The organism is Streptomyces sp. NPDC045998, assembly GCF_056430285.1.
In genome coordinates this window covers 312,560-334,961 of sequence record NZ_JBWKLJ010000004.1, presented here as the reverse complement: position 1 = coordinate 334,961, position 22,402 = coordinate 312,560, and the positions used below count along the sequence as shown (strand labels likewise).

The 22,402-nt window shown below is 72.9% G+C and carries 26 protein-coding genes and 1 pseudogene; 17 read left to right on the top strand and 10 right to left on the bottom strand.

The window, feature by feature from the left end; translation table 11 throughout:
• On the bottom strand, positions 1-1,047 hold the full coding sequence (locus tag AC07FJ_RS14605; RefSeq protein ID WP_479048963.1) for a hypothetical protein: 1,047 nt from the start codon (positions 1,045-1,047) through the stop codon (positions 1-3).
• Positions 1,048-1,283: 236 nt separating this feature from the next.
• On the opposite strand from AC07FJ_RS14605, the gene AC07FJ_RS14600 reads away from it, so the two are divergent.
• From AC07FJ_RS14600 to AC07FJ_RS14590, 3 genes and pseudogenes are all read left to right on the top strand, one after another.
• Positions 1,284-2,567 carry an extracellular solute-binding protein gene (locus AC07FJ_RS14600; RefSeq protein WP_479048961.1) on the top strand — a complete coding sequence of 428 codons (1,284 nt, stop codon included), beginning with the start codon at positions 1,284-1,286 and terminating at the stop codon, positions 2,565-2,567.
• Positions 2,568-2,976: 409 nt separating this feature from the next.
• A pseudogene (locus AC07FJ_RS14595) lies at positions 2,977-3,714 on the top strand (dienelactone hydrolase family protein); the annotation flags it as partial.
• A 114-nt stretch (positions 3,715-3,828) separates the two neighbouring features.
• Positions 3,829-4,350, top strand: a complete 522-nt coding sequence (locus AC07FJ_RS14590; RefSeq protein WP_479049501.1) for a S1 RNA-binding domain-containing protein — start codon at positions 3,829-3,831, stop codon at positions 4,348-4,350.
• Here AC07FJ_RS14590 and AC07FJ_RS14585 read toward each other — a convergent pair.
• Positions 4,347-4,712: a PH domain-containing protein gene (locus AC07FJ_RS14585; protein WP_361425465.1), complete on the bottom strand. Its 366-nt coding sequence runs from the start codon at positions 4,710-4,712 to the stop codon at positions 4,347-4,349. The genes AC07FJ_RS14590 and AC07FJ_RS14585 overlap by 4 nt on opposite strands.
• A gap of 244 nt (positions 4,713-4,956) precedes the next feature.
• Between AC07FJ_RS14585 and AC07FJ_RS14580 the strand changes: the two genes are divergently transcribed.
• From AC07FJ_RS14580 to AC07FJ_RS14545, 8 genes are all read left to right on the top strand, one after another.
• Positions 4,957-5,403, top strand: a complete 447-nt coding sequence (locus AC07FJ_RS14580) for a MarR family winged helix-turn-helix transcriptional regulator (RefSeq protein WP_479048958.1) — start codon at positions 4,957-4,959, stop codon at positions 5,401-5,403.
• Complete coding sequence (locus AC07FJ_RS14575) at positions 5,390-6,448, top strand: saccharopine dehydrogenase NADP-binding domain-containing protein (protein ID WP_479048956.1); 1,059 nt, start codon at positions 5,390-5,392, stop codon at positions 6,446-6,448. Before AC07FJ_RS14580 ends, AC07FJ_RS14575 begins: the two co-directional genes overlap by 14 nt.
• 71 nt (positions 6,449-6,519) lie before the next feature.
• On the top strand, positions 6,520-6,729 hold the full coding sequence (locus AC07FJ_RS14570) for a hypothetical protein (RefSeq protein ID WP_479048953.1): 210 nt from the start codon (positions 6,520-6,522) through the stop codon (positions 6,727-6,729).
• Between the two features lie 95 nt (positions 6,730-6,824).
• Complete coding sequence (locus tag AC07FJ_RS14565) at positions 6,825-7,682, top strand: GNAT family N-acetyltransferase (RefSeq protein ID WP_479048950.1); 858 nt, start codon at positions 6,825-6,827, stop codon at positions 7,680-7,682.
• 79 nt (positions 7,683-7,761) lie between these two features.
• On the top strand, positions 7,762-9,069 hold the full coding sequence (locus AC07FJ_RS14560; RefSeq protein WP_479048948.1) for a TrkH family potassium uptake protein: 1,308 nt from the start codon (positions 7,762-7,764) through the stop codon (positions 9,067-9,069).
• The gene (locus AC07FJ_RS14555; protein ID WP_479048945.1) at positions 9,062-9,817 is read left to right on the top strand and encodes a potassium channel family protein; all 756 of its coding nucleotides are present in this window, start codon (positions 9,062-9,064) and stop codon (positions 9,815-9,817) included. The genes AC07FJ_RS14560 and AC07FJ_RS14555 overlap by 8 nt, the downstream gene beginning before the upstream one ends.
• A gap of 24 nt (positions 9,818-9,841) precedes the next feature.
• Complete coding sequence (locus AC07FJ_RS14550) at positions 9,842-11,230, top strand: dihydrolipoyl dehydrogenase family protein (RefSeq protein WP_479048943.1); 1,389 nt, start codon at positions 9,842-9,844, stop codon at positions 11,228-11,230.
• A 44-nt stretch (positions 11,231-11,274) separates the two neighbouring features.
• Positions 11,275-11,886: a YdeI/OmpD-associated family protein gene (locus AC07FJ_RS14545; protein WP_479048940.1), complete on the top strand. Its 612-nt coding sequence runs from the start codon at positions 11,275-11,277 to the stop codon at positions 11,884-11,886.
• A 9-nt stretch (positions 11,887-11,895) separates the two neighbouring features.
• Here AC07FJ_RS14545 and AC07FJ_RS14540 read toward each other — a convergent pair whose 3' ends face one another.
• Complete coding sequence (locus AC07FJ_RS14540) at positions 11,896-12,258, bottom strand: J domain-containing protein (protein ID WP_479048937.1); 363 nt, start codon at positions 12,256-12,258, stop codon at positions 11,896-11,898.
• Positions 12,259-12,426: 168 nt separating this feature from the next.
• Here AC07FJ_RS14540 and AC07FJ_RS14535 point away from each other — a divergent pair, with 168 nt between their 5' ends.
• Together AC07FJ_RS14535 and AC07FJ_RS14530 are read left to right on the top strand one after the other, a co-directional pair.
• Positions 12,427-12,603 carry a hypothetical protein gene (locus tag AC07FJ_RS14535; protein ID WP_361425432.1) on the top strand — a complete coding sequence of 59 codons (177 nt, stop codon included), beginning with the start codon at positions 12,427-12,429 and terminating at the stop codon, positions 12,601-12,603.
• 43 nt (positions 12,604-12,646) lie between these two features.
• Complete coding sequence (locus AC07FJ_RS14530) at positions 12,647-13,600, top strand: universal stress protein (protein WP_479048934.1); 954 nt, start codon at positions 12,647-12,649, stop codon at positions 13,598-13,600.
• Between the two features lie 28 nt (positions 13,601-13,628).
• On the opposite strand, the gene AC07FJ_RS14525 is transcribed toward AC07FJ_RS14530, so the two are convergent.
• From AC07FJ_RS14525 to AC07FJ_RS14510, 4 genes are all read right to left on the bottom strand, one after another.
• The gene (locus AC07FJ_RS14525; RefSeq protein ID WP_479048931.1) at positions 13,629-14,066 is read right to left on the bottom strand and encodes a hypothetical protein; all 438 of its coding nucleotides are present in this window, start codon (positions 14,064-14,066) and stop codon (positions 13,629-13,631) included.
• Between the two features lie 21 nt (positions 14,067-14,087).
• Positions 14,088-14,258 (bottom strand): hypothetical protein, encoded by a 171-nt coding sequence (locus AC07FJ_RS14520; RefSeq protein WP_479048929.1) that lies wholly within the window; start codon positions 14,256-14,258, stop codon positions 14,088-14,090.
• An 87-nt stretch (positions 14,259-14,345) separates the two neighbouring features.
• Positions 14,346-14,702 (bottom strand): PRC-barrel domain-containing protein, encoded by a 357-nt coding sequence (locus tag AC07FJ_RS14515; protein ID WP_361425420.1) that lies wholly within the window; start codon positions 14,700-14,702, stop codon positions 14,346-14,348.
• 149 nt (positions 14,703-14,851) lie between these two features.
• Entirely contained in the window at positions 14,852-15,268 is a 417-nt protein-coding gene (locus AC07FJ_RS14510) for a hypothetical protein (RefSeq protein WP_479048926.1), read from the bottom strand.
• Between the two features lie 251 nt (positions 15,269-15,519).
• Between AC07FJ_RS14510 and AC07FJ_RS14505 the strand changes: the two genes are divergently transcribed.
• The 4 genes from AC07FJ_RS14505 to AC07FJ_RS14490 all read left to right on the top strand — a co-directional run bounded on the left by AC07FJ_RS14505 (position 15,520) and on the right by AC07FJ_RS14490 (position 20,410).
• A complete protein-coding gene (locus AC07FJ_RS14505) occupies positions 15,520-16,338 on the top strand; it encodes an ABC transporter ATP-binding protein (RefSeq protein WP_479048923.1) in 819 nt (272 codons plus the stop codon).
• A 127-nt stretch (positions 16,339-16,465) separates the two neighbouring features.
• Positions 16,466-17,467, top strand: a complete 1,002-nt coding sequence (locus AC07FJ_RS14500; RefSeq protein ID WP_479048921.1) for an ABC transporter substrate-binding protein — start codon at positions 16,466-16,468, stop codon at positions 17,465-17,467.
• Positions 17,467-19,569, top strand: coding sequence for an iron ABC transporter permease (locus AC07FJ_RS14495; RefSeq protein ID WP_479048919.1), 2,103 nt, complete (start codon positions 17,467-17,469; stop codon positions 19,567-19,569). The genes AC07FJ_RS14500 and AC07FJ_RS14495 overlap by 1 nt, the downstream gene beginning before the upstream one ends.
• A gap of 382 nt (positions 19,570-19,951) precedes the next feature.
• Positions 19,952-20,410, top strand: coding sequence for a hypothetical protein (locus tag AC07FJ_RS14490; RefSeq protein ID WP_479048916.1), 459 nt, complete (start codon positions 19,952-19,954; stop codon positions 20,408-20,410).
• An 89-nt stretch (positions 20,411-20,499) separates the two neighbouring features.
• On the opposite strand, the gene AC07FJ_RS14485 is transcribed toward AC07FJ_RS14490, so the two are convergent.
• The 3 genes from AC07FJ_RS14485 to AC07FJ_RS14475 form a co-directional block, all read right to left on the bottom strand.
• A complete protein-coding gene (locus tag AC07FJ_RS14485) occupies positions 20,500-20,817 on the bottom strand; it encodes an Imm51 family immunity protein (RefSeq protein WP_479048914.1) in 318 nt (105 codons plus the stop codon).
• Between the two features lie 218 nt (positions 20,818-21,035).
• The gene (locus AC07FJ_RS14480) at positions 21,036-21,563 is read right to left on the bottom strand and encodes a DUF6879 family protein (protein ID WP_479048912.1); all 528 of its coding nucleotides are present in this window, start codon (positions 21,561-21,563) and stop codon (positions 21,036-21,038) included.
• Positions 21,564-21,759: 196 nt separating this feature from the next.
• Positions 21,760-22,344, bottom strand: coding sequence for an HD domain-containing protein (locus tag AC07FJ_RS14475; protein WP_479048909.1), 585 nt, complete (start codon positions 22,342-22,344; stop codon positions 21,760-21,762).
• Positions 22,345-22,402: the final 58 nt, after the last annotated feature.

The following is a 22,402-nucleotide window of genomic DNA, read 5'->3' as shown; positions in this document are numbered from 1 at the left end:
TTACTGGATGCTCCAGCGGTGCGGATGCTCCGGATCGGCGGGGCAGGCGAAGACGTTGAGCTCGCCGGAGCGGCCCACGGTGACCTCGGTGGGAGTGACGTACGGGCGGGTGGGCCGGTCCCGCTCCTCCAGCGGCATCCAGCTGCCGCTGCCGCCGTCCCACTCCGAGCTGTCGATGGTCAGCAGCAGGCGCATCGGTGTCGCGCAGCTCGTGCAGTCCATGGGGTACGGGTCGGTCTTGTGCCAGGAGGCGAAGCCGCCCACGCGCCAGCCGGGCGGGATGGACAGGTCGTACTGGTAGCCGATGGGGTGCGCCGGGCAGCCGCAGGCCGACGGCTCGGTCTCCGTTTCGAAGGCCGCCGCCTCGAGGGCCTCCTCCCAGGCGTCGATGCGGGCGCACAGCTCCTCGGGCAGGAGGCCCGCGAAGGGGTACGTGGCCACCTGCTCCGGGTGTAGCACGCAGGGCTCGGGGACGAAGCCGTCGGAGCCGACGACCGGCGGCTGCGGCGGCGTGGTCAGCACCTCGCCGACCTCCCACGACCGCCGCCAGCGCAGCTGCAGCTCCAGCTCGTAGCGGCCCGGGCCGTGCGCGCTGAACGGGCACCAGAACACCTGGAGCAGGTCGCAGTCGCCCGGCCCCTCCGGCAGGTCCGGGACGTCCCGCCGGTACAGCTGCGCGAGGCCGATCATCGGCAGCGGGCCGGTCCCGCGCTCCCCGGGGAGCCTGTGCTCCCGGTGCAGCTCCTCCAGCAGCTTCCGCTCCTCGTCCGTGGGGCCGGGGTCCTGCTCGCGGGCCCACGCGGCGGACAGGACCTCGCGGTAGCGGTGGACGTCCGCCGGCCGGCGCCCCTGGGCGCGCCCGTGGGCCTCGCCGCACACCGGCCACGGCTCGTCCGCCGGCCACAGCATGGGGCCGCCCACGGAGCTGGCCGACACCTCCGGCACGCCCCGGCGCGGATGGAGTCGCGTCGTGGTTCCCCGGAAGGCGGCCAGCTCCGGGAAGAGCGCCTCGACGTCGAGCGGGCGCGGCGGCGTAGTCCTCGTCATGAACGCGACCCTAAAACGGTGCCTGCCGAAGCCTTCGTCAATGCTCCGTACGGGCGCCGCATTGGACACCGCGGAAGGGTCTACGCGCGTCGTCTTCGGCGTCGGCATATCGGAAAACACCAGCCGCAACAGCCGCAGTTGGAGCAATGGCCACAACCGCCGAGTAGGGGGCGCAATACGTCCGGAGCCGGGGGAGAATTCCGGCCGCACCGTCCAAAAAGCAAGAGGAAATATTCGTGCGACCAAGATTCTTCGGCGCGTCCGCCTCCGTGGCCGCACTCGGACTGCTGGGCTCCCTCGTCACCGGCTGCGGCTCGTCCGGGAGCGGCGGCGACAAGACGACGCTGCGCCTGGTGGCCGCCGAGTACGGCACCAGCCCGGCGACCAGCTCCAAGGCGTACTGGGACAAACTGGCCGCCGCCTTCACCGCCGCCCACCCCGGCAAGAAGGTCGAGGTGACGCTCTACCCGTGGGCCGACGTCGACCGCGAGGTCACCCGCATGGTGAAGGAGGGCAACGCCCCGGACGTGGCGCTGATGGGCGCGTACTCCGACTTCGCCGCGGAGGGCCGGCTCTACGCCGCCAGTGAGCTGCTGTCGGTCAGGGCGGAGTCGAACTTCCTGCCGCCGCTCGCGGAGGCGGGCTCGTTCCACAACACCCTCTACGGCCTGCCCTTCGTGGCCAGCAGCCGGCTGCTCTTCTACAACGAGGAGCTGTTCGAGAAGGCCGGGGCGGAGCCGCCGAAGAAGTGGTCGGACCTGAAGGAGGCGGCCGAGGCGCTGAAGGACGAGGGCGTGTCCTACCCGTACGCGCTGCCGCTCGGGCCCGAGGAAGCGCACGCCGAAGCGATGATCTGGGAGCTGAGCAACGGCGGCGGGTACGCCGACGACGGCGGCGGCTACAGCATCGCGTCCGAGGAGAACACGCAGACGTTCCGCTGGATCAAGGACAACCTGGTGACGCCCGGCCTGACCGGCCCGGTCCCGCCGGCCGAGCTCAACCGGCAGGAGGCCTTCGCGGCCTTCCTGCGCGGCGAGGTCGGCATGCTGAACGGCTACCCCTCGCTCCTCCACGAGGCGAAGGCGAAGGGCATCAAGGTCGGCACCCTGAGCATGCCGGTGTCGGACACGCTGGGCGAGGGGCGGGTCCCGCCGTCGGTGGGCGTCGCCGACTGGATGATGGCCTTCAAGCACGAGGACAACCGCGAACTGGCGGGCGACTTCCTGGAGTTCGTCTACCAGGACAAGAACCTCAACGAGTTCGCCGGGCGTTACCACCTGCTGCCCTCGACGGTGACCGCGACGCAGACCAACAAGGACGCGGCGGCGGACGCCAGCGGCGAGCAGTTCCTGGCCGCGCTGCGCGGTGCCCGGCTCTACCCGGTCAACGAGCCGTCCTGGCTGCAGGTCAGCAACATCATCAAGCGGAACATCGGCAAGGCCGTCGCGCCGAACGCCGACCCGAAGCTCGTGCTGGAGGGGATCGCCCAGCAGGCTCGCGAGGTGTCGAAGCAGAAGTAGGGCCCGTAGCAAGGCGAGTTGGCCTCGCACCAGAGCCGGGTCCAGGCCCAGGTCCAGGCACAGGGCCGGAGCCAGAGCCAGTTGGCCTCGTACCAGGGCCAGTAGGGCTCGTACCAGGGCCGCCCTCGGGAACCTCCCGGGGATCGTCCTTCCTCCAAGGCCGTACGGCGTCGACCGGACGCCCGGCCCCCCGTCGCCCGCCGTGTGCCCACAAGGCGCCCGCGGCGACGGCCGCACCTTCCGTGCGGTCCGTCGGCAGGCTAGGGTCTGCCGTCATGAATACCGGGACGGCCTCGCGCCACTCACGGATCGGTGACCCGGTGCTCTCCTGAGCGCCGCCCGGGCTCCGCCCTCGTCGTGTTGATCACTGGTTTCCACATTCCACAGGTCAACCACGACAGGAGAGCTCTTGCCCACCACGACACTGCTGGTTCCCACCGCGGACGGCCAAGCCGACGCGTTCGCCGCCTTCCCCGAGGGTGGCGGGCGGCACCCGGGGGTGCTGCTGTACTCGGACGCCTTCGGCCTGCGCCCCGTGCTGGAGGACCGCGCCCGCGAGCTCGCGGGGCACGGCTACTACGTGCTCGTCCCGAACCTCTACTACCGGCACGGCCCGGCACCGGTGACCGAACTGCCCGCGCACATCGGGGAAGAGGTCCGGCCCGAGATCATCGGGCGGCTGATGCCCTTGGTGGAGCGGCACACCACCGCACGCGTCCTGCGCGACGCCGACGCCTACCTCGGGTTCCTCGCGGCTCGGCCCGAAGTCGCCACCGGACCCGTCGGCGTGATCGGGTACTGCATCGGCGCCGCCCTGGCGATGCGGACCGCCGCCGCCCGCCCCGACCGGGTGGCCGCCGTCGCCGGGTTCCACCCGGGCTTCCTGGTGACCGACGCCCCCGACAGCCCGCACCGCCTGGTCTCCGGGCTCACGGCCCAGGTCCACCTCGGCCTCGCCGAGGGCGACATGTCACCCGAGGCCATCGGCGAGCTCGACCGGGCCCTGGAGGGCGCCGGTGTCGCGTACACCACCGAGGTCTACCCCGGCACGGTGCACGGCTTCACCATGCCCGACACCGACGCCTTCGACGCCTCCGCACTGCGGCGCCACTGGGACCGCCTGCTCCCCCTCCTGGGCCGCGCCCTGCCCCACGACCGCGGGGGCGTCGTCGGCGCGGACGGAGGGGCGGAGGGATGCTTGGGTGGACGGCCCGAACATCCGGAAATCCGGGAGTTCCTCGCCTCCCTGCGACCTGGCCAGGTGCTGTCCGGCACGGTCGCGGCGATCGAACGGTTCGGCGTGTTCGTGGCCCTGGACGACGGACCCGCGCACCCGGTCTTTCCGGGCGTCGGCTTCATCTCGGTTCCCGAGCTGTCCTGGCAGAGGTTCGACGCGCCTTCGGACGTCGTCCGGGTCGGGCAGCGGGTGTCCTGTGAGTTCCTGCAGTTCGACACGTGGAACCTGGAGGCCCGGCTGTCGTTGCGGGCGATGCGGCCGGACCCCTTCCAGGCGTTCGCCGACCGCGTCCCGGTGGACCGGGAGCTGCGGGGACGGGTGACCCAACTCGTGCCGTTCGGCGCCTTCGTCGAACTCGCCGACGGCGTCGAAGGTTTGGTCCACGTGCGTGAGCTGGCCGGGCCGTCGGTGGAGGACCCGGCCGAGGCCGTCCAAGTGGGCGACGAGGTCACGGTGGTCGTCACCGAGATCGACCGGGAGCGGCGCAGGCTGGGGCTCTCCCAGAGGCGGGCCGCCGGGGGTGCACCTGCGCCGCGCCGCGGCTAGCGGGCCACGAACTGCGTCAGGATGGCCTGCACCTCGTAGATGTCGACGCCCTTGGTGAAGGTCTTCTGGATCGGCGTCTGGCTGCCCGAGAGCCAGAGCTTGAGCTCCGCGTCGAGGTCGAAGGTGCCGGCGGTCTCGACCGCGAAGTGGGTGATGCTGCGGTACGGGATCGAGTGGTACTCCACCTTCTTGCCCGTGATGCCCTGCTTGTCGACGAGGATCAGGCGCCGGTCCGTGAAGAGGATCGTGTCGCGGATCAGCAGGTACGCGGCGTGGACCTGCTCGCCGTTGCCGAGGAGGCGGGCGTAGTCCTGCTGCGCCGTCGCCGGGTCGATGGTGTGGGCGTTTCCGAACAGCGCCATGGCAGGCCCCCCAGGTGGTGATGTCGCGTGATCGTCGCACTGTATACCCGGCGCGGCGCTCACAGCAGGGTGCCGAGCAGGGCGATGAAGGGCGGTACGGACCGGCCGAGCGTCCCGCGCCACAGGTGCGGGGCGGAGGCCGGCAGGACCAGTCCGGCGGCGGTCAGGAAGGCGCGCGCGTCCGATGGTGCGGGAACCGGCGAAGTAGTTGCAGAGTGGGACTGGATAGTCCTAAGTTGCAACCATGTCCGGCTCCTCCGACGGCGCTTCCGCGGAAGCGTTCTCCGATGCCCTCGTCGACTTCGTACGGGCCTTCGGCCTGCTCGACCCCGCTCGCACGCCGTGCGGTGCGCCCATGTCGACCGCCGAGGCGTACGCGCTCACCGTGCTGCGCCAAGGGCGGGTCCCGCAGCGCGTGCTGGGGGAGCGGCTGAGCCTGACCAAGTCCACCACCAGCCGGCTCGTGGACCAGCTCGTGGCGCGGGGGTGGGCCGACCGGGTGCCGGACCCCGGGGACGGACGGGCGCAGCTCGTCGGCCTGACCGAGGACGGCGTACGGGTCGCCGCCGACGTGGCGCGGCGGCGCGCCGAGCGGCTGGGCCGGCTGCTCGACCGGGTGCCCAAGGCGCAGCGGCCCGGCGTGATCCGGGCGCTGCGCCTGCTGGAGGAGGCGTCCCGTGAGGAGCGGTAGCGGCGGCGCGCTCCCGAGGGTGCTCGTCATCGGGGGGTACGGCGCCGTCGGCGCCGCCGTGACGTCCGCGCTCGCGCGGTGGTTTCCCGGGCGCGTGGTGCCCGCCGGGCGGGACGCGGCCCGTGCCCGGCGGCTCGGCGGCGTACGGGTCGATGTGACCGCGCCGCCCGGGGTGTTCGTGCGGGAGGTGCTGGAGCCGCTCGGCGACATCGGCGTGGTGGTGTTCTGCGTCGAGCCGCCGGACGCCGGTATCGCCCGGGCCTGCCTGGAGCGCGGCGTCCACGTCGTCGACGTCGGCGCGAGCCGCCGCCTGCTCGACGCGGTCGCCGCGCTGGACGCCCCGGCGCGGGAGGCGGGCGCCACCGGCGTGCTCAGTGTGGGGGTCGCGCCCGGGCTGACGAACCTGCTGGCCCGCCGCGCGCACGAGGCCGTCGGCGGGGCCGAACGCCTCGACCTGACCCTCCTCTTCGGCGCCGGCGAGCACCACGGTGTCGACGCCCTGCGCTGGACCCTCGCGGGGCTCGCCGAGCCCGCCGTCCCGGGGGCGCGCCCCGCGCGCGTCACGCTGCCCGGGTACGGGGCCGCCAGGACCGCGCACCCCTTCCCGTTCTCGGACCAGTTCACGCTGGTCCGCACCCTCGGCGTCCCGTCGGTCACCACCCGCCTGTGCCTGGACTCGCGGCCGCTGACCGCCGCGCTGTTCGCCCTGCGCCGTACGGGGGCGGTACGGGCGGTGGCGCGACGCCCGGGGGCGCTGGGCGCGCTGGCCGCCGCCCTGCACCGCGTACGGCTGGGCGGCGGGCAGGGCTTCGCGGTACGGGTCGACGCGCGCGGGCGCGGGCGACGCGTGGCGTATGCACTCACCGGGCGGGAACAGAGCGGCGTCACCGGGCTGGTCGCCGCGCAGGTGGCGCGCGGGCTGCTCACCGGCGGGGTGCCCGCGCCCGGCGTGCACCACATCGAGCAGCTGCCCGCCTTCGCCGGACTTCCGGAGGCCGTGGCGGCCGACGCACGCGACCTTGGGGTGAAACTTCACCACCTGTGATGATCATGACGATTTGGTTGCGGTGGTGGGGATGTGCGTACTTCGCGTCGCCGGAGGTCGTTCCCCGGGGTGTGAGCGGTATCGAGATGCGGGAGGGTGGCGGCGCGCCCGTCGCCCGTGCGCTCCTGAGTACGTACGCGCGTACGTACGCGCGCAGGCTTCCCAAGCCGTCGTTCCGGCTTTCCGGACCGTCACTCCCCGCCGTCTGGCGGACGGTGATACTCGTGCTGGCCGTCGTCACCATCCTGTGGGGAGCGCTGATGGCCGTCGCGGCCGGGTGACGCCCGATTGTGGGGTCGGCGGCCCCGACGTTTGATGGGGGGAGACATCGACCGCCCGCCCCCGCCGGAGAGCGCCCGCCCCGAGGAGACCAGCCGTGGATCTCGTACTGCGTCCCGGAAGGCCCGACGACGCCGCCGCATGCGGCCGGATCTGCTACGAGGCGTTCGCCGGCATCGCCCGCGAGCACGCCTTCCTGCCCGACTTCCCCACCACCGAGGTCGGCGTCGGCACCATGGAGATGCTGCTGAACCACCCCGGTTTCTACAGCGTCGTCGCCGAGCTCGACGGCCGCGTCGTGGGCAGCAACTTCCTCGACGAGCGCTCCCCGATCGTCGGCGTCGGCCCGGTCACCGTCGACTCCGACGTCCAGAACGGCGGCGTCGGCCGCCGCCTGATGCGCGACGTCATGGACCGGGCCACCGAGCGCCGTGCCCCCGGCATCCGGCTGCTCCAGAGCGGCTACCACTCCCGCTCGTTCGCGCTCTACGCCGGCCTCGGCTTCCAGTTCCGCGAGACGGTGGCCTGCCTGCAGGGCCCGCCGATCGGCGGCACCGTGCCCGGCTACCTGGTGCGGCCCGCGCGCGAGGAGGACCGACCCGCCTGCGACGACCTGTGCCGCCGGGTCCACGGCGTCGACCGCGGCGGCGAACTCGCCGACGCCATCGCCCTCGGCACCGCCCGCGTGGTCGAGCACGAGGACCGCATCACCGGCTACGCCACCGACCTGGCCTTCTTCGCCCACGCCGTCGGCGAGACGACCGAGGACGTCCGCGCCCTCATCGGCGCGGCCGAGGAGTTCGGCGGCCCCGGCATCCTCGTCCCCGCGCGCAACAGCGCGCTGCTCCAGTGGTGCCTGGGCCGCGGGCTGAGGGTCCGGCAGCTCATGAGTCTGATGACCATCGGCCTCTACAACGAACCGAACGGCGCCTACCTCCCCTCCATCCTGTACTGACCGCGACCGACGGCGACTGGCGACGACTCCCGTGGACCGGCGGCGCACGTTCACCAGGCACCCCGCCCGTACGGTCGTCGTGTCCTTCGCCGTCGCCGTCCTGGCCGGTACGGCGCTGCTGGCCCTGCCGCCCGCCACCCAGGACGGCCACGCCGCGGACGCCGTCACCGCGCTGTTCACCGCCACCTCCGCCGTGTGCGTGACCGGGCTCGTGGTCGTCGACACCGGCACGTACTGGAGCGGCTTCGGCGAGGGCGTCATCCTGGCCCTCATCCAGGTCGGCGGCTTCGGCATCATGACGCTGGCGTCGCTGCTCGCCCTGCTCGTCTCGGGCCGGCTGCGCCTGCGGATGCAGCTGACGGCGGCGGCCGAGACGAAGAGCCTCGGCATCGGCGACGTACGCCGCGTGCTGCTCGGCGTGGCGGTCTCCACGCTCGCCGTGGAGCTGGCGATCGGGGGCGTCCTGGCCCTGCGGCTGCGGCTGGCGTACGAGCGGGGCGTCGGCGACGCGGTGTACCTCGGGTTCTTCCACGCGGTGTCGGCGTTCAACAACGCCGGGTTCGGGCTGCACGCCGACAACCTCACGCCGTACGCCCGCGACCCGTGGGTGACGCTGCCGATCGCGGCCGCCGTCATCCTCGGCGGCCTCGGCTTCCCGGTGCTGCTGGAGGTGGTGCGCCACCGTCGCCGACGGCGTACGACGGGGCGGCGGCGCTGGTCGCTGCACACCAAACTGACGCTGGTCACCACGGCCCTGCTGCTGGTCGTCGGTACGGTGCTGACCTGTCTGCTGGAGTGGGACAACCCCGCCACGCTGGGCCCGTTCGACGGGGCCGGGCGCGTACTGAACGGCTTCTTCCACTCCGCGATGCTCCGCACGGCGGGCTTCAACGCCCTCGACATCGGCGGCCTGGAGGGCTCCACCCTGCTGTTGAGCTGCATGCTGATGTTCATCGGCGGGGGCAGCGCGGGCACCGCCGGCGGCATCAAGGTGACCACCTTCGCGGTGCTGGGCGTGGCGATGCTCGCCGAGGTGCGCGGCGAGCCGCACTCCGAGGCCATGGGCCGCCGCCTGGCGCCGCACACGCTGCGCCAGGCGCTGACCGTGGCGCTGCTGGGCGTGGGGCTGGTCGTCGCCGCGACGCTGGCCCTGGAGACGCTGCACCCGGCGCCGCTGGAGGCGGTGCTCTTCGAGGCGGTGTCGGCGTTCGCGACCGTCGGACTGACCACGGGCATCACGGCGGACTTCTCCACCCCGGGCCGGCTCATCTTGATCATGCTCATGTTCGTCGGGCGGCTCGGGCCCATCACGCTCGTCTCGGCCCTCGCCCTGCGCGAGCGCACCCGCCGCTACCAGCTACCGGAGGAGCGACCCGTCATTGGCTGAACACCGGTCCTTCCCGCACCGGTGGCGCCGTCGCCGTGAACGGCCCGCGCCGCCCAAGTCCGCCCCGCCCAAGTCCGCCCCGTCCAAGTCCGCCCCGCGCGACCAGCGCGTGGCCGTGATCGGCCTCGGCCGCTTCGGCAGCTCGCTCGCACACGAGCTGACGCGGCGCGGCTGGGACGTCCTCGGCATCGACACCGACCCGCACCTCGTCCAGCAGCACAGCGACACCCTCACCCACGCCGCCGTCGCCGACTGCACCGACCCCGAGGTGCTGCGCCAGCTCGGCGTGGACGAGTTCCCGAGCGTGGTCGTCGCCATCGGCACCGACGTCGAGGCGAGCATCCTGGTGGCCTCCAACCTCCTGGACATCGAGGTGCCCAACCTGTGGGCCAAGGCCATCAGCCGCCAGCACGGCAGGATCCTCGAACGGCTCGGCGCCCACCACGTGGTGCTGCCGGAGCACGAGATGGGCGAACGCGTCGCCCACCTGGTGACGGGCCGGATGCTCGACTTCATCCAGTTCGACGACGACTACGCGCTCGCCAAGACCGTGGCCCCCGCCAGCGCCACCGGCATCCCGCTCGGCGAGAGCCAGGTGCGCAGCCGGTACGGCGTCACGGTCGTCGGCATCAAGCGGCCGGGGCAGGACTTCACGTACGCCACCGCCGAGACGGTCATGGAGCGCGGCGACGTCATCGTCGTCACGGGCCGTACGCAGGCGGTGGAGACCTTCGCGGAACTGAACTGACCGGACTGACCAGGGAGTGGCCGGATGGCACGGGACACGGACGTCATGGTGATCGGGATGGGCGTGGGCGGCGAGCACGTCGCCGGGCGGCTGGCCGAGGCGGGGCTCGACGTCGTCGGCGTGGAGGCGGAGCTCGTCGGCGGGGAGTGCCCGTACTGGGCGTGCATCCCCAGCAAGATGATGATCCGCGCCGGGAACCTCCTCGCCGAGGCGGGCCGCGTCCCCGGCACGGCCGGTACGGCCACGGCGACCCCCGACTTCGGGCAGGTGGCGGCGCGCATCCGGGACGAGGCGACCGACGACTGGGACGACCGCGTGGCCGTGGACCGCTTCACCGGCAAGGGCGGCCGTTTCGTCCGCGGGCGGGCCCGGCTCACCGCGCCGGGGCGGGTCGAGGCCGGCGGCAAGACGTACGCCGTGCGGCGCGGGGTCGTGCTGGCGACCGGCAGCCGCCCGCAGGCGCCGCCGGTGCCCGGCCTGGACGCGGTCCCGTACTGGACGAACCGCGACGCCGTCTCCGCGAAGGAGGCCCCGGACTCGCTGCTGGTGCTCGGCGGCGGCGCCGTCGGCGTGGAGCTGGCGCAGGCGTTCGCCCGCTTCGGCACGGCCGTGACGGTGGTGGAGGCGGCGGACCGGCTGCTTCCGGCGGAGGAGCCGGAGGCGGGCGAGCTCGTCGCGGGGGTGCTGCGGGAGCAGGGGCTCACCGTACGCACCGGGGCGCGCGCCACGGGCGTACGCCATGACGGGGACGGCTTCCACCTCACGCTCGACGGCGACGGAGCGGCCCTCACGGCACGGCGGCTGCTGGTGGCGACCGGGCGGCGGGCCGTGCTGAGCGGCCTCGGCCTGGAGACCGTCGGGCTGGACCCGGAGGGGGCCCGCGCGCTGGAGGTCGACGGGCGGATGCGGGCGGTCGGTGCCGACGGTGTGTGGGGCGTCGGCGACGTCACCGGGCGCGGTGCCTTCACGCACGTGGCGATGTACCAGGCCGAGATCGCCGTACGCGACATCCTCGGCGAGCTGGGTCCGGAGGCGGACTACCGCGCCGTGCCGCGCGTGACGTTCACCGACCCCGAGGTCGGCTCGGTGGGGCTGACGGAGCAGGCGGCGCGCGAGCGCGGCCTGCGGGTGCGTACGGGAACGGCGCAGGTGCCCTCGTCGACGCGCGGCTGGATCCACCGCGCCGGCAACGAGGGGCTGATCAAGGTCGTGGCCGACGCCGACCGGGGCGTCCTGGTCGGCGCGACCTCGGCGGGCCCGGCGGGCGGCGAGGTGCTGTACGGCCTGGCGGTCGCGGTGCAGGCGGAGGTGGAGGTGGCACGGCTGCGCCACATGATGTTCGCGTACCCGACCTTCCACCGGGCGGTGGAGAGCGCGCTCGCGGACCTGGACCTGGACCGGAACCCGCGCTGACGGGCCGTCACCCGGCCTGTCGGTGGCCGGGGATAGGCTGAGGCATGGACGACATCGACGGGGTCGAGATCATCACCTGCGCGGACGGCGAGGCGTTCGAGCGCTGGCTGGCCGCGCACCACACCCGGCACGAAGGCGTGTGGATCAAGGTGGCCAAGAAGAGCTCCGGCGTTCCGTCGGTCACCTCCGACGAGCTGGTCGACATCGGCCTCTGCTACGGCTGGATCTCCGGTCAGCGGCGGTCCCTCGACGCGCGGTACTACCTCCAGAAGTACGTGCCCCGCCGCCCCCGGAGCCTGTGGTCGCGCGTGAACGTCGAGAAGGTCGAGGCGCTGACCGCCGCCGGGCGGATGCGCGAACCGGGCCTCGCGGAGGTGCGCAAGGCCCAGGCGGACGGGCGGTGGGAGGCGGCGTACGCGTCCCAGCGCACGGCCACCGTGCCGCCGGACCTCACGGCCGCGCTCGACGCGGACCCCGGCGCCCGGCGCGCCTTCGAGGCGCTGGACCGGACCGGCCGGTACCAGCTCATCCTCCCGCTGCTCCAGGCCGCCACCCCGGAGAGCCGGCGGGCCCGGCTCGACAAGGCGCTCGCCTCGCTGCGTACGACGGGAGGCACGGCGGGCACCTCACCGGCCTCACCGGCCTCACCGGCGTAGGTCCCGGCGTCACCGGCCTCTCCGGCGTAGGTCCCGGCCCCGGAGCGGCTCCACCCGCACCGGGCCCGCCCGCAGCGGCGGCTCGAACGGGTCCGGCCGGGGTACGGGCCGGGGCGCCGGCCGGGGCCGGGCGGCCGGTCGCGCGTGAGCGGCGTCGTACGCCGCGCGCCGCTCCGGGTCATGCAGCAGGGCGTACGCCGCCACCACCCGGTCCAGCTCCTCCCGGGCGCCCGGCGTACCGGGGGTCGCGTCGGGGTGCAGGGCGCGGACGAGCGCGCGGAAGGCGGCGGTGACCTGCGCGTCCGAGGCCGTCGCCGGGACGCCGAGGACCGCGTAGGGGTCGCCGGGGTCGCGCCGCGGGGGTGTCGCCACCGCCCTTCACCTCCCGTCCCGTCCCGTCCCGTCCCGTCCCGTCCCGTCCCGTCCCGTCCCGTCCCGTCCCGTCCCGTCCCGTCCCGAGTTCCGTGTTGCCCACTTCCGGGATATAAAAATTGAGCGAGCCCTTGTCAAGTGCAGTCCGCGTGAGAAGGGAGTCCGTTCATGGAGGCACTGGTCTGGCTGCTCGTCCCCCTGATGGCCGCCGTCGGCGTCGGCCTCTGGGCCTGGTACGTCTCGCGCCCGAACTCGCTCGACCTCTGGACCGACGTCGAGCGGTACGACCGGCTGCGCGCCGGCCTGAGCTCGCCCCGCAGGCCCGGCCTTACGCGCCGCACTTAGCGGGTACGCGTTCCGTCTCGTCCTCATCGAGAACGGAGCAGACATGAGCTACGCCGTACCTCACCGCGACCGTCGACCGGTCATCGTCGGTGTGGAGGACTGGCACGGCCAGGAAGACCTGGTGCGCTTCGCGGCGGGGCAGGCGGTGCTGCACGGCACCGCCCTGCACATCGCCCACGCCGTGCGGGCGGAAGAGCCGGAGAGTCCCGCCGACCGGGCGGGGGAGGATCTCGTCCAGCGGTACGAGCGGATCGTACGGGCCGAGTTCCCCCAGCTCACCGTGGCCGGTGAGGTGCCCACGGGCAACGCCGCGGCCGCGCTGGTCGAGCGCTCCGCCACCGCCGCGATGATCGTCATCGGCCACCGGGGCAGCGGCGGCTTCCCGCGGCTGCCCCTGGGGTCGGTCAGCTGGCAGGTCGCCACGCACTCCGAGTGCCCGGTCATCGTCGTACGACCGGGAGAGGCGGGGGACGCGGCGGACGCGGGGCTGAGCCGGGAGTCCGGGGGCCTCGGGGGTCCCCGGGAGAACCGGGTCGTGGTCGGCGTGGCCACGGACGAGGTGTCCCTGGCCGCGCTGGACCTGGCGTACGAGGAGGCGGAGCTGCGCGGCGCCCGGCTGGAGCTGGTGCACGGCGCGTACCACCCCGGCATGGTGCCGACGGGGCCGGTCGGCATGGTGCCGCCGGACTTCTCGGTCATGGACGACGGCGCCGAGGCCTTCCTCCAGAAGGAGATCGAGCTGCGCCGCGACCGGCACCCGGGGGTGCAGGTCGACGTGCGCATCGACCACACCCGCCCCGCCGGCCTCCTCGTCGAGGCGGCGCGCGACGCGTCGCTGCTCGTCGTCGGCACCCGCGGCCGCACCGGGCTGCGCCGGCTGCTGCTCGGCTCGGTCAGCGCCGAGGTCCTGCACACGGCGAGCTGCCCGGTGCTGGTGGTCCCGACGGGCGCCGACGACGTCGCGGACGCCGAGGCCATCGAGGCCGCCGGGGCGTGAGCGCGCGGTGCTCCTAGAGCCTGTCGCCCTAGCGCCCGAGGCGGCGCCGTAGCGCGCGACGGACCCAGCGCCGCACCGGCCGCAGGAGCCGCCGCACCCAGCGGCGCGCCCGGCCGCGCGCCCGCCGCAGCGGGTGGGTGGCGCCGGGCGCGCCGTACGGCGGCGGCTCGGGCAGCAGGGGCACGCGCGGCATCAGGTAGCGGATGCCGCCGCGCACCATGACGCACAGGGGCGTGCCGTCCACGTCCTCCACGAGCACGGTGAAGGGCCGCGGCGGGTCCCCGGGCAGCTCGCCGGGGAGCTCGGCGGCCAGTTCGCGCACGCCCCGGCGGCCGTGCTCGTGCCGTACGGCCACCACCTTGCCGTCGACCAGGACCTCGACGTCGTGCGCGGCCCGCCCGAGCAGGACCGTGATGGAGTGGCCCTCCTGGTCGAGGTGGAAGCGGTGGCGGTGAGGCGCGGACATCACCCCGAGCCTTACGAAGCCCTACCTGATGGGGCGCGTACGGCCCCGGCGGGACCAGCGGACGGCGAAGAAGATCACGTCGATGACGAGCACGACGATGCCGATGATCAGCAGGTACATCAGGCCCTCGACGACGACGCCGATGAGGCCCAGGATGATGGCGACCAGGATCAGGAACAGGAACAGCGCCATGGGTGGAGCACCTCCTCCGGTGGAGTGACCGGCGGCCTCCCGGTGGAGTGACCGGCGGTGAGCGACCGGCCGGCCGGTGGCGGCCGGTCAGCGGCGGGCGAGTCTGCGTTCGCCGTTGGCGCCCGCCCGGTAGGGCAGGCCGTAGTGCTGGAAGATCGCTTCCTCGCCGTCGGCCGGGAGGACGCCGTCCATGTCGATGGACGGGGCCTTGCGGACCTCGCCCTTGGCGTACGGCACCTTGAGGTAGTCCGGTCCGGCGATGGCCTCGTCGAGGGGCACGAACACCAGGCGCTGCCGGGTGGGCAGGCCGGTGCGTACGGTGGCCATGGCGGGTTCGTCGGTGCCGGTGTCCACGTAGACCGCCTCCAGCACGCCGATCTTGTGGCCCTTGGGGTCGACGACGTCGTGGTTGCGCCACTCGCGGATGTCTGCTGACCGAATCATGCGTGCTGCCCTCTGCGCGGGTGGTTGGCCGTGGGCGAGCGACCACGCGGGTGCGGGGCACCCGCTTCGTGACGGCCGCTCTCCCGTCCAGCCTGCCCCGGCGCGCCGGACGCCGCCACACGGAGCCGGGCAGCGCCCTCCGGGTGCGCCTAGCCGTCGGTGTAGCTGAAGTCGCCCACCGTCCATGCGCTGACGTCCTCGATGGCCACCCGGTACATCCCGCCCGTCTCCGGGATGCCGACCGTGCCCTGGAGGATCCGGGCGACGTGGAAGTGCAGGTGCGAGGGGGCCGTACCGCGGGAGCCGTCCGCACGGTCGGTGCCGTCCGCACGGTCGGTGCCGTCCGCGCGGTCCGCGCCGTCCGTGCCGCTGAAGACGCCGGCGAACGCGCTCAGCCGCGCCGAGTCCCGCAGGACCTCGGCCACGCGCTCGCGCCACACGGCCTCGGGGGCGAGCCGCCCCGTGATCACGGCGCCGTTCACGACGACGGTCAGCGACATCTGATTGGACCGCTGGGACTCCACCGTGGCCGCGACGTCCACGAGCAGGTCATCAGGCTTCGTCATGCGGCCGACCCTACAATCCCGGCCGTCCCGGCGGCAGCCGCCCGAGTGAGGGAGGCTTGATCCGTCGGTGACGTATACCCAAGTTCCCTGTGGGGCAAGCGTGGTGTCGGGCGAGGAGGGGGCGCGCGGGGGTGCGGGAGATTTCGACATGGTCACAAGCGGCCGGATTCATGTGACATCCCTAAGGTGTGCCTTACCTAAGTTGTATGGTGGCGCCGTTGGTCCGGCCGAGGGGAAGGGACGTGGAGTCCATGGGCGAGGTCCGCCTGGTGGCGAAAAACCTTGAGGTCGGGCATGGTGGCGGCCGTCCGGTCCTGAAGCAGGTCGACCTCTCGCTGCGGGCCGGTGCGATCACCGTGCTCGTCGGGCCCAACGGTTGCGGAAAATCGACCCTGTTGCGGACCGTCGCCGGTCTGCTGCCGCCGCTCGCCGGCGAGATACGCGTCGACGACGCGCCGCTCGACTCGTTCGCGCGCCGCACCCTGTCCCAGCGCCTCGCCTTCCTGCCGCAGACCTCGCAGGCCCCCGCCGGGGTGACGGTCCGTGAGCTCGTCCGGCACGGCCGGTACGCCCACCGGGGCGCCCTCGCCCGGCACACCGCCGAGGACACCGAGGCCATCGACTGGGCCCTGGAGGTCACGGACGCCGCGCCGCTCGTCGAGCGCCGGCTCGACGAACTGTCCGGCGGCGAACGCCAGCGCGCCTGGCTGGCGATGGTGCTGGCCCAGCGGGCCGGGGTGCTGCTGCTGGACGAGCCGACGACGTACCTCGACATGCGCCACCAGTTCGAGGTGCTCGATGTGGTGCGGCGCCTCGCCCGCGAGCACGGCATCGCCTGCGGGGTCGTGCTGCACGACTTGATGCAGGCGGCGGCGTACGCCGACGACGTCGTGGTGGTCGCGGACGGCGGGATCGCGGCGGCGGGCGCGGCCGAGGACGTACTGACCCCGGACGTCATCGAGCGCGCCTTCGGCCTGCGCGTCAACGTCGTACGCGACCCGGAGACCGGCTACCTCGCCTGCTTCCCGCAACGGTCCGAGGCGTCCCTGGGGGAGTCCGCCGCTTCCTGAACCGCGCGCGGGCCCCTGACCGCGCGGGTCCCCGACCGCGCGGGTCCCCGACCGCCCGCGTCCCCGATCACCCGCGTCCCCAACCGCCCGCGTCATCCCTTACCCAAGGCACAAGGAGAGTTCGACCATGCAGAGAATGCTGCGCGCCCTCGCGACCGGCGGTACCGCCGCGGCCCTCATACTCACCGCCACCGGCTGCGGCGGCGGCACGGTCGGGGACACCGCCGGTGACAAGAAGACGGGCGGCGCCGACAAGGCCGCCACCGGCAAGATCACCGTCGACACCGCGCAGGGCAAGGTCACCCTCGACAAGCCCGCCACCAAGGTCGTGGCGCTGGAGTGGACGTACACCGAGGAGCTCGTCGCCCTCGGCGTCACCCCGGCCGGCAACGCCGACAACCAGGGCTACGGCACCTGGATCACCGCCAAGGGCGCGGCCCTGCCCGACAAGGTCACCGACGTCGGCAACCGCAACGAGCCCAGCCTGGAGAAGATCCGCGCCCTCCAGCCCGACCTCATCGTGATCGACAACGACCGGTCGAAGGCCAACCTCAAGCAGCTCCAGGACATCGCGCCGGTGCTGTCGTTCACGTACACCACCAAGCCGCAGCTCGAGACGATGAAGAAGAACTTCGGCGAGCTGGCGAAGGCGGTCGGCAAGGAGGACAAGGCCGCCGAGGTCACGAAGCAGATCGACACCAAGGCCGCGGACCTCAAGGCGCGTCTCGACAAGGCCGGCAAGGGCGGCATGAAGTACGCGCTCGCGCAGGGCTTCACCGCCAACGGCACCGCCTCGGTCCGCATGCTGACGGACGACGCCATCGCGCCGCAGGTGCTGGGCCTGGCCGGGATGAAGAACGGCTGGAAGGGCCAGCCGGACGCGTGGGGCATGACCACCGTCGGCGTCGAGGGCCTGACGCAGGTCGAGAAGGACGCCACCTTCCTCTACGTCGCCGCCGAAAAGGACAACCCCTTCACCGGCGCCTTCAAGGACAACGCCGTCTGGAAGGGTCTGCCGTTCGTCAAGAACGACAAGGCGCTGCCGCTCGACCCGGGCACCTGGCTCTTCGGTGGCCCGCTGTCGGCGATGCACATCCTCGACGAGACCGGCAAGGCCCTGAAGGTCTGATGGCTCGGGAAGGACTGACGGCGGTCGCACCCGCCCGTCCGCGCCGTCCGCGCCGTCCGGTCGACGGCCGCCGCCCACGGGCCCTGCTCGTGGGCGGCGCCCTGTCGCTGCTGCTGTGCCTGGTCGCCGTGGTCCACCTCGGCCTCGGGGTGTCCGGCGTGGGCATCGGCGACATCGTGGACCTGCTCCTCGGCCACGGCGACGCGCGCACCCACGACGTCCTGATGGGCAGCCGCATGCCGCGCACCCTGACCGGGCTCGTCGTCGGTCTCGCGCTCGGCGTCTCCGGCGTGCTCATCCAGGGCGCCACCCGCAACCCGCTCGCCGCGCCCGACACCCTCGGCGTCAACGCGGGCGCGTACCTCGCCGTCGTCGTCGTCGCCTTCTTCGGCGTCAGCCTCGGCCCGCTGCCCGCCGGTGCGGCGGCGTTCCTCGGCGGGCTCGTCGCCATCGCCGTCGTGTACGCGCTCAGCAGCGGCGGCGTCATGACGCCCGGCAAGGTGCTGCTCGCCGGCGCGACGGTCGGGCTGGCCGCCACCGCCGGGGCCGAGTTCCTCCAGATGCTCGACGTCAACGCCACCCGCGGGCTGTTCTTCTGGGGCAACGGCACCCTGATGCAGTCCGGTCTGGAGCGGCCGCTCGTCCTCGGCGCGGTCGTCCTCGCCGGCGCGCTGATCGCCCCGCTGCTGGCCCGGCCGCTGGACCTGCTGTCGCTCGGCGACGAGACCGCCCAGGCCATGGGCGTACGCGTGGAGCGCATCCGCCCGGCCGCCTTCCTCGTCGCGGTGCTGCTGTCCGCCGCCGCGGTCACGCTCGCCGGGCCCATCGGCTTCGTCGGGCTCATCGCGCCCGTCGTCGTACGGCAGTTGGGCATCCGCGCGCACGCCGCGATGATGCCGATGGCGGCGCTGCTGGCGGCGGCGCTGGTGCTCGGCGCGGACGCGGCGGCGCAGCTGATCGTGAGGCCGTCCGCGACGCAGCCCGCCGAGATCCCGGTCGGCGTGGTCACGGCCCTGATCGGCGGCCCGGTCTTCATGCTGCTCGCGCGCCGGGTCAGCACCGGTGACGCCGATACGGGCGCGGCCGTCGCGGTCTCCGACCAGCGGCGCGCTCCGGCGTACGCCGTCGTCCTCGGCGCCGGGCTGGCCGCCCTGGCGCTGGCGATGGCGGTGTCGCTGCGCGTCGGCGACGTACAGATCAGCTGGGGCGGGCTCGTCACCGCGCTGTTCTCCACCGCCGACCAGATCACCGAGTCCGTGGTGGCCTACCGGCTGCCGCGCATCCTGGTCGCCGCGCTCGCCGGGGCCTGCCTGGCCGTCGCGGGTGCCGCCGTCCAGGCCGTCGTCCGCAACCCGCTGGCCGAACCGGGGCTCGTCGGCGTGACCGGCGGGGCCTCGCTGGGCGCGGTCGCCGTCATCCTCGTCGTCCCGTCGGCGCCGCTGGTGGCGCTGCCGGCGGCGGCCGCGGTCGGCGGCGTCCTGATGCTCGCGGTGGTGCTGCTGGTGGCGCGGGGCAGCGCCAAGGGCGGCCGGGGCGGGCTCGACCCGACCCGGGTGGTGCTGGTCGGCCTGGGCGCCGCCGCCACCTCGATGGCCCTGGTCAACATCATGGTCGTCGGGGCGCAGATGAACATCTCCACGGCGCTCGGCTGGCTCGCGGGCAGCACGTACGCCCGTGACTTCTCGGCGCTGGCCTGGCTCGCGGTGCCCGCGCTGGTCGCGGTCCTGCTCGTGGCCGCCGCCCGGCCGGTGAACCTGCTGTCGCTCGGCGACGAACTGCCGCGCGCCCTCGGCCTGGAGCTGGGCCGCGCCCGGCTCCTCGTCCTCGGCGCGGGCGCGGTCCTCGCGGCGGGCACGGCGGCGGCGGTCGGCGCGGTCGGCTTCGTCGGCCTGGTCGCCCCGCACCTCGCCCGCCGCGTCGTCGGCAGCGGCACGGCCCGCATGGTGCCGATGGCGGCGGTGCTCGGCTCCGTCCTGGTGGTCTCCTCGGACGCCCTCGGCCGCTGGCTGCTGGCCCCGACGGAAATCCCGGTCGGCATCGTCACCGCGCTGGTGGGGGCGCCGTACCTGGTCTGGCTGCTGCGGCGGACACGGGAGGTATGAGGCTCTCCGCCTGCCCGCACACCTCAGTCGCGGTACCTCGTGAGCCATCCGGCGCTTCGCCGGATGGCTCGTCGGCGGCTCGGTGGGCCACCCGATGAGTCGCCCTCCCAGATGGGGATCTGCTTCGCCGCCTTCGCCAAGGCCCCGCACTGGACGGGGAGAAAGAGCCGGTCAACGAAGACCATGCCGGACGCCGGGCCGCGGCCTGGCTCTACCGGTACTGCACGGTGCGTACTCCACTGACCTCGGTCCCGGAAGGTACGCGGACGGCCGCACCCGTGCACCCTTGTAATTGAACACGTTCAACACGGCTGGCAGGATGGTGCCGACGGCCTCCGCACTGGCGTGTGGCCCAACGAGGCATGCCATCAGGGGGCGGACCGTGGACGAAAGCACACCGTGGCGGAACCTGGGAGTCATCGGGCTGCGACTTGTCGACCTGGTGGTCCGCTACGCCCTCGTCTTCGCGCTCACCTTGTGGGCCACGGACGCCTCGCTGCCGGGGGAGCCGGGCATCCTCCAGGGCTGGCCGTCCCTCGCCCTCGTGATCGGAGCCCCCTCCCTCCTCATCAGTTTCGTCTACGGGCTGGCCAACACCCGCACCGGCATAGCCTTCCGAGGACCGCTTGTGGGGCTCCTGATGCTCCCCCTGTGGTTTCTGCTCTTCTTCCCGCCGCTCCTGCTCTTCCCCGCCGCGGGCCACGTCGTCTTCGCCCTGTGGGTGATGCGGGCCCCGCTTCTGGGCCCCTCCCAGCTCCGGCGGCACGGCCGCGCGGCGCTCACCGTCGTCGCCGGACTGCCTCAGGCGCTGTCGCGCTACATCCGCCGCGCGGCTCCCTAGCGCTGTGGCCGGGGACCAAAACACATCCGCTGGAGCGGCAGACCGTTCCAGCGTGCCGCCTGAACCCGGCAGCCCCGCTGGTCACAGCATTAGTCGTCGAACTCGAAGCCCGCCGCCTCGGCACGGGCAACGATCTCGCGAACTGCGCTGGAATTCGAGATCACGGGCTCGAGGGCAGCTTTGAGCTGCGTGAGGTCACTCAAGCTCCCAAGTGCACAGAACATGCCGCCCTCGCTGTCGAAGTCGAGGCACTCAGCGAGATCCGGCCAGGCGAACTGCACAAGACCTTCCCAGAAGTACCCATTCGGCTCGTGACCGGCGTCAACTACTGCAGCATCGGCGGCAAGGTCGCCTGCGGCGAGTGTCAGCGAGTGCTCGCCGTCGAGGTCATTCAGTCTGAGAGACACGGCGGGATCTTCCCATGCGCGCCAAAGGTCTGGTCGCACCTCACATACGTGAGCTCGCCGCGACCGGCCACGAGATCGATTAACCGAGACACCTCCTAGGCCCCGTGGCGTCCGGGACTGCCTCTTTACGCAGGTCACCCAGGCGACGCGCGAATACTCCGCGTGCCGCCTGTGCCGACGAGGACGGCACGATGGGCATGAGCCGTCCTGCCCGGTGATCAGTGGATCTCGTACTGCTCATGCGGGATGGCCCGCTCCCACACCGCCTCGAATGCCGAAGCGCATAGTTCCGCACAAGCCGGATCGTCTGTCTCCTCCGGCCCGGCTGATGCGCCGTCACCGGTGAAGTGGTTCCAGCGCACAGCTCGCCCGTCGATCAGCCAGAAGTCGTTGCCGGGGAGGGCGATGTCGGACGCCCGGCGGCGGGAAAGCCATCGGACCTTCTCACCGGCACGGATGTTCACGGTCGTCCCGGCGTGCTCGTAGCGGATGTACTCAGTGACCGGCTCGGAGACGATGCGGGCCCGGCGGACAACGACGCCGCGGCTGACGGCCTGTTCGATGAGGCGCGCCCAGGGGGCCCAGTACTGCGAGTTTGGATCGACGTCTCGGCGCCCGGTGCGACGCCAGTTCTCGAAGTCCTGAGCCTCATCGGCGACTGCGTAGATGTCCCTCATCTCGAGGTGCACGGCCGAATGCCGGGCGGCCTTCAGAAGCTCCTCGAAGCTGCGCGCTCGCTGCGGCATTGCAGGCCTCTCTCAGGGGTCGTCGGTGCCATGTGCACGGTCGTGCCGATCGGTTGGCCACAACTCGGTAGGACCTAACGGCGTCGGCGTATGCCCCAGTGCCAGGCCCCCGTGCGGTCCCGAGCTCCGGCAGGACGGCTCGAAGGCGGGTTTCCGCCCCAGAAACGTCCCATCGAACTTGGGCACGCGCTGGGGATCAACCGTCCCGCTTCTCACCGAGTGCGGCCCGCAACCAGTCCAGTCCGTTCTGGCTCAGCAGTTCCTCCGCCAGGCGCTTGGCCGTGTCGGTGACCAGCCGGTCGCGACTGTTGTCGACCCAGCGCTGCGCGTTGCCGTACCCCTGCTCCTTGTACTCCAGGCCCTGCAGCATGCACTCCAGCTTGTCGGCATCGCGGGCGCACACCGCCTCGGGGCTTTCCTTGGCCTCGTACTCCGCGACCCACTCCCGTACCGCCGAGGCGAGCACCTCCGGCATGCCGGCCACCTGGTCGGCAGTGACCGCCTGCGGATCGGCTTGCGGCGCGTACTTCCTGCCGAGGTAGTTGACGTCCCCCGTGCGCGTCTCCTGCGAGTCGTGCCACACCGCGAGCAGAGCGGCGCGCGCCGGATCGGCGCCTTCCAGCTTGGCGATGACCGAGGCGATGAGGGAGGTACGCCAGGCGTGCTCCGCGACACTCTCCGGGTCCCGCACGCCCGCCATCCACCAGCCGGTGCGCCGTGTGTGCTTGAGCGTCCCCGCTTCGTACAGGAAGCGTGCCACCGCGGACAGGTCTTCAGCCACCGTCCGTCTCCTCTCACGCCTCGGCGAGGCGGATCGCGTACCGGATGCCGTCCAGCTC

What these genes read in the sequence shown, in the direction of transcription:
- AC07FJ_RS14605 (WP_479048963.1), bottom strand. Translation starts at nt 1,047, where the DNA reads ATGACGAGGACTACGCCGCCGCGCCCGCTCGACGTCGAGGCGCTCTTC.
- AC07FJ_RS14585 (WP_361425465.1), bottom strand. Translation starts at nt 4,712, where the DNA reads ATGGCGCTGTTCGGAAACGCCCACACCATCGACCCGGCGACGGCGCAG.
- AC07FJ_RS14580 (WP_479048958.1), top strand. Translation starts at nt 4,957, where the DNA reads ATGTCCGGCTCCTCCGACGGCGCTTCCGCGGAAGCGTTCTCCGATGCC.
- AC07FJ_RS14550 (WP_479048943.1), top strand. Translation starts at nt 9,842, where the DNA reads ATGGCACGGGACACGGACGTCATGGTGATCGGGATGGGCGTGGGCGGC.
- AC07FJ_RS14545 (WP_479048940.1), top strand. Translation starts at nt 11,275, where the DNA reads ATGGACGACATCGACGGGGTCGAGATCATCACCTGCGCGGACGGCGAG.
- AC07FJ_RS14535 (WP_361425432.1), top strand. Translation starts at nt 12,427, where the DNA reads ATGGAGGCACTGGTCTGGCTGCTCGTCCCCCTGATGGCCGCCGTCGGC.
- AC07FJ_RS14530 (WP_479048934.1), top strand. Translation starts at nt 12,647, where the DNA reads ATGAGCTACGCCGTACCTCACCGCGACCGTCGACCGGTCATCGTCGGT.
- AC07FJ_RS14525 (WP_479048931.1), bottom strand. Translation starts at nt 14,066, where the DNA reads ATGTCCGCGCCTCACCGCCACCGCTTCCACCTCGACCAGGAGGGCCAC.
- AC07FJ_RS14520 (WP_479048929.1), bottom strand. Translation starts at nt 14,258, where the DNA reads ATGGCGCTGTTCCTGTTCCTGATCCTGGTCGCCATCATCCTGGGCCTC.
- AC07FJ_RS14515 (WP_361425420.1), bottom strand. Translation starts at nt 14,702, where the DNA reads ATGATTCGGTCAGCAGACATCCGCGAGTGGCGCAACCACGACGTCGTC.
- AC07FJ_RS14510 (WP_479048926.1), bottom strand. Translation starts at nt 15,268, where the DNA reads ATGACGAAGCCTGATGACCTGCTCGTGGACGTCGCGGCCACGGTGGAG.
- AC07FJ_RS14505 (WP_479048923.1), top strand. Translation starts at nt 15,520, where the DNA reads ATGGGCGAGGTCCGCCTGGTGGCGAAAAACCTTGAGGTCGGGCATGGT.
- AC07FJ_RS14500 (WP_479048921.1), top strand. Translation starts at nt 16,466, where the DNA reads ATGCAGAGAATGCTGCGCGCCCTCGCGACCGGCGGTACCGCCGCGGCC.
- AC07FJ_RS14495 (WP_479048919.1), top strand. Translation starts at nt 17,467, where the DNA reads ATGGCTCGGGAAGGACTGACGGCGGTCGCACCCGCCCGTCCGCGCCGT.
- AC07FJ_RS14480 (WP_479048912.1), bottom strand. Translation starts at nt 21,563, where the DNA reads ATGCCGCAGCGAGCGCGCAGCTTCGAGGAGCTTCTGAAGGCCGCCCGG.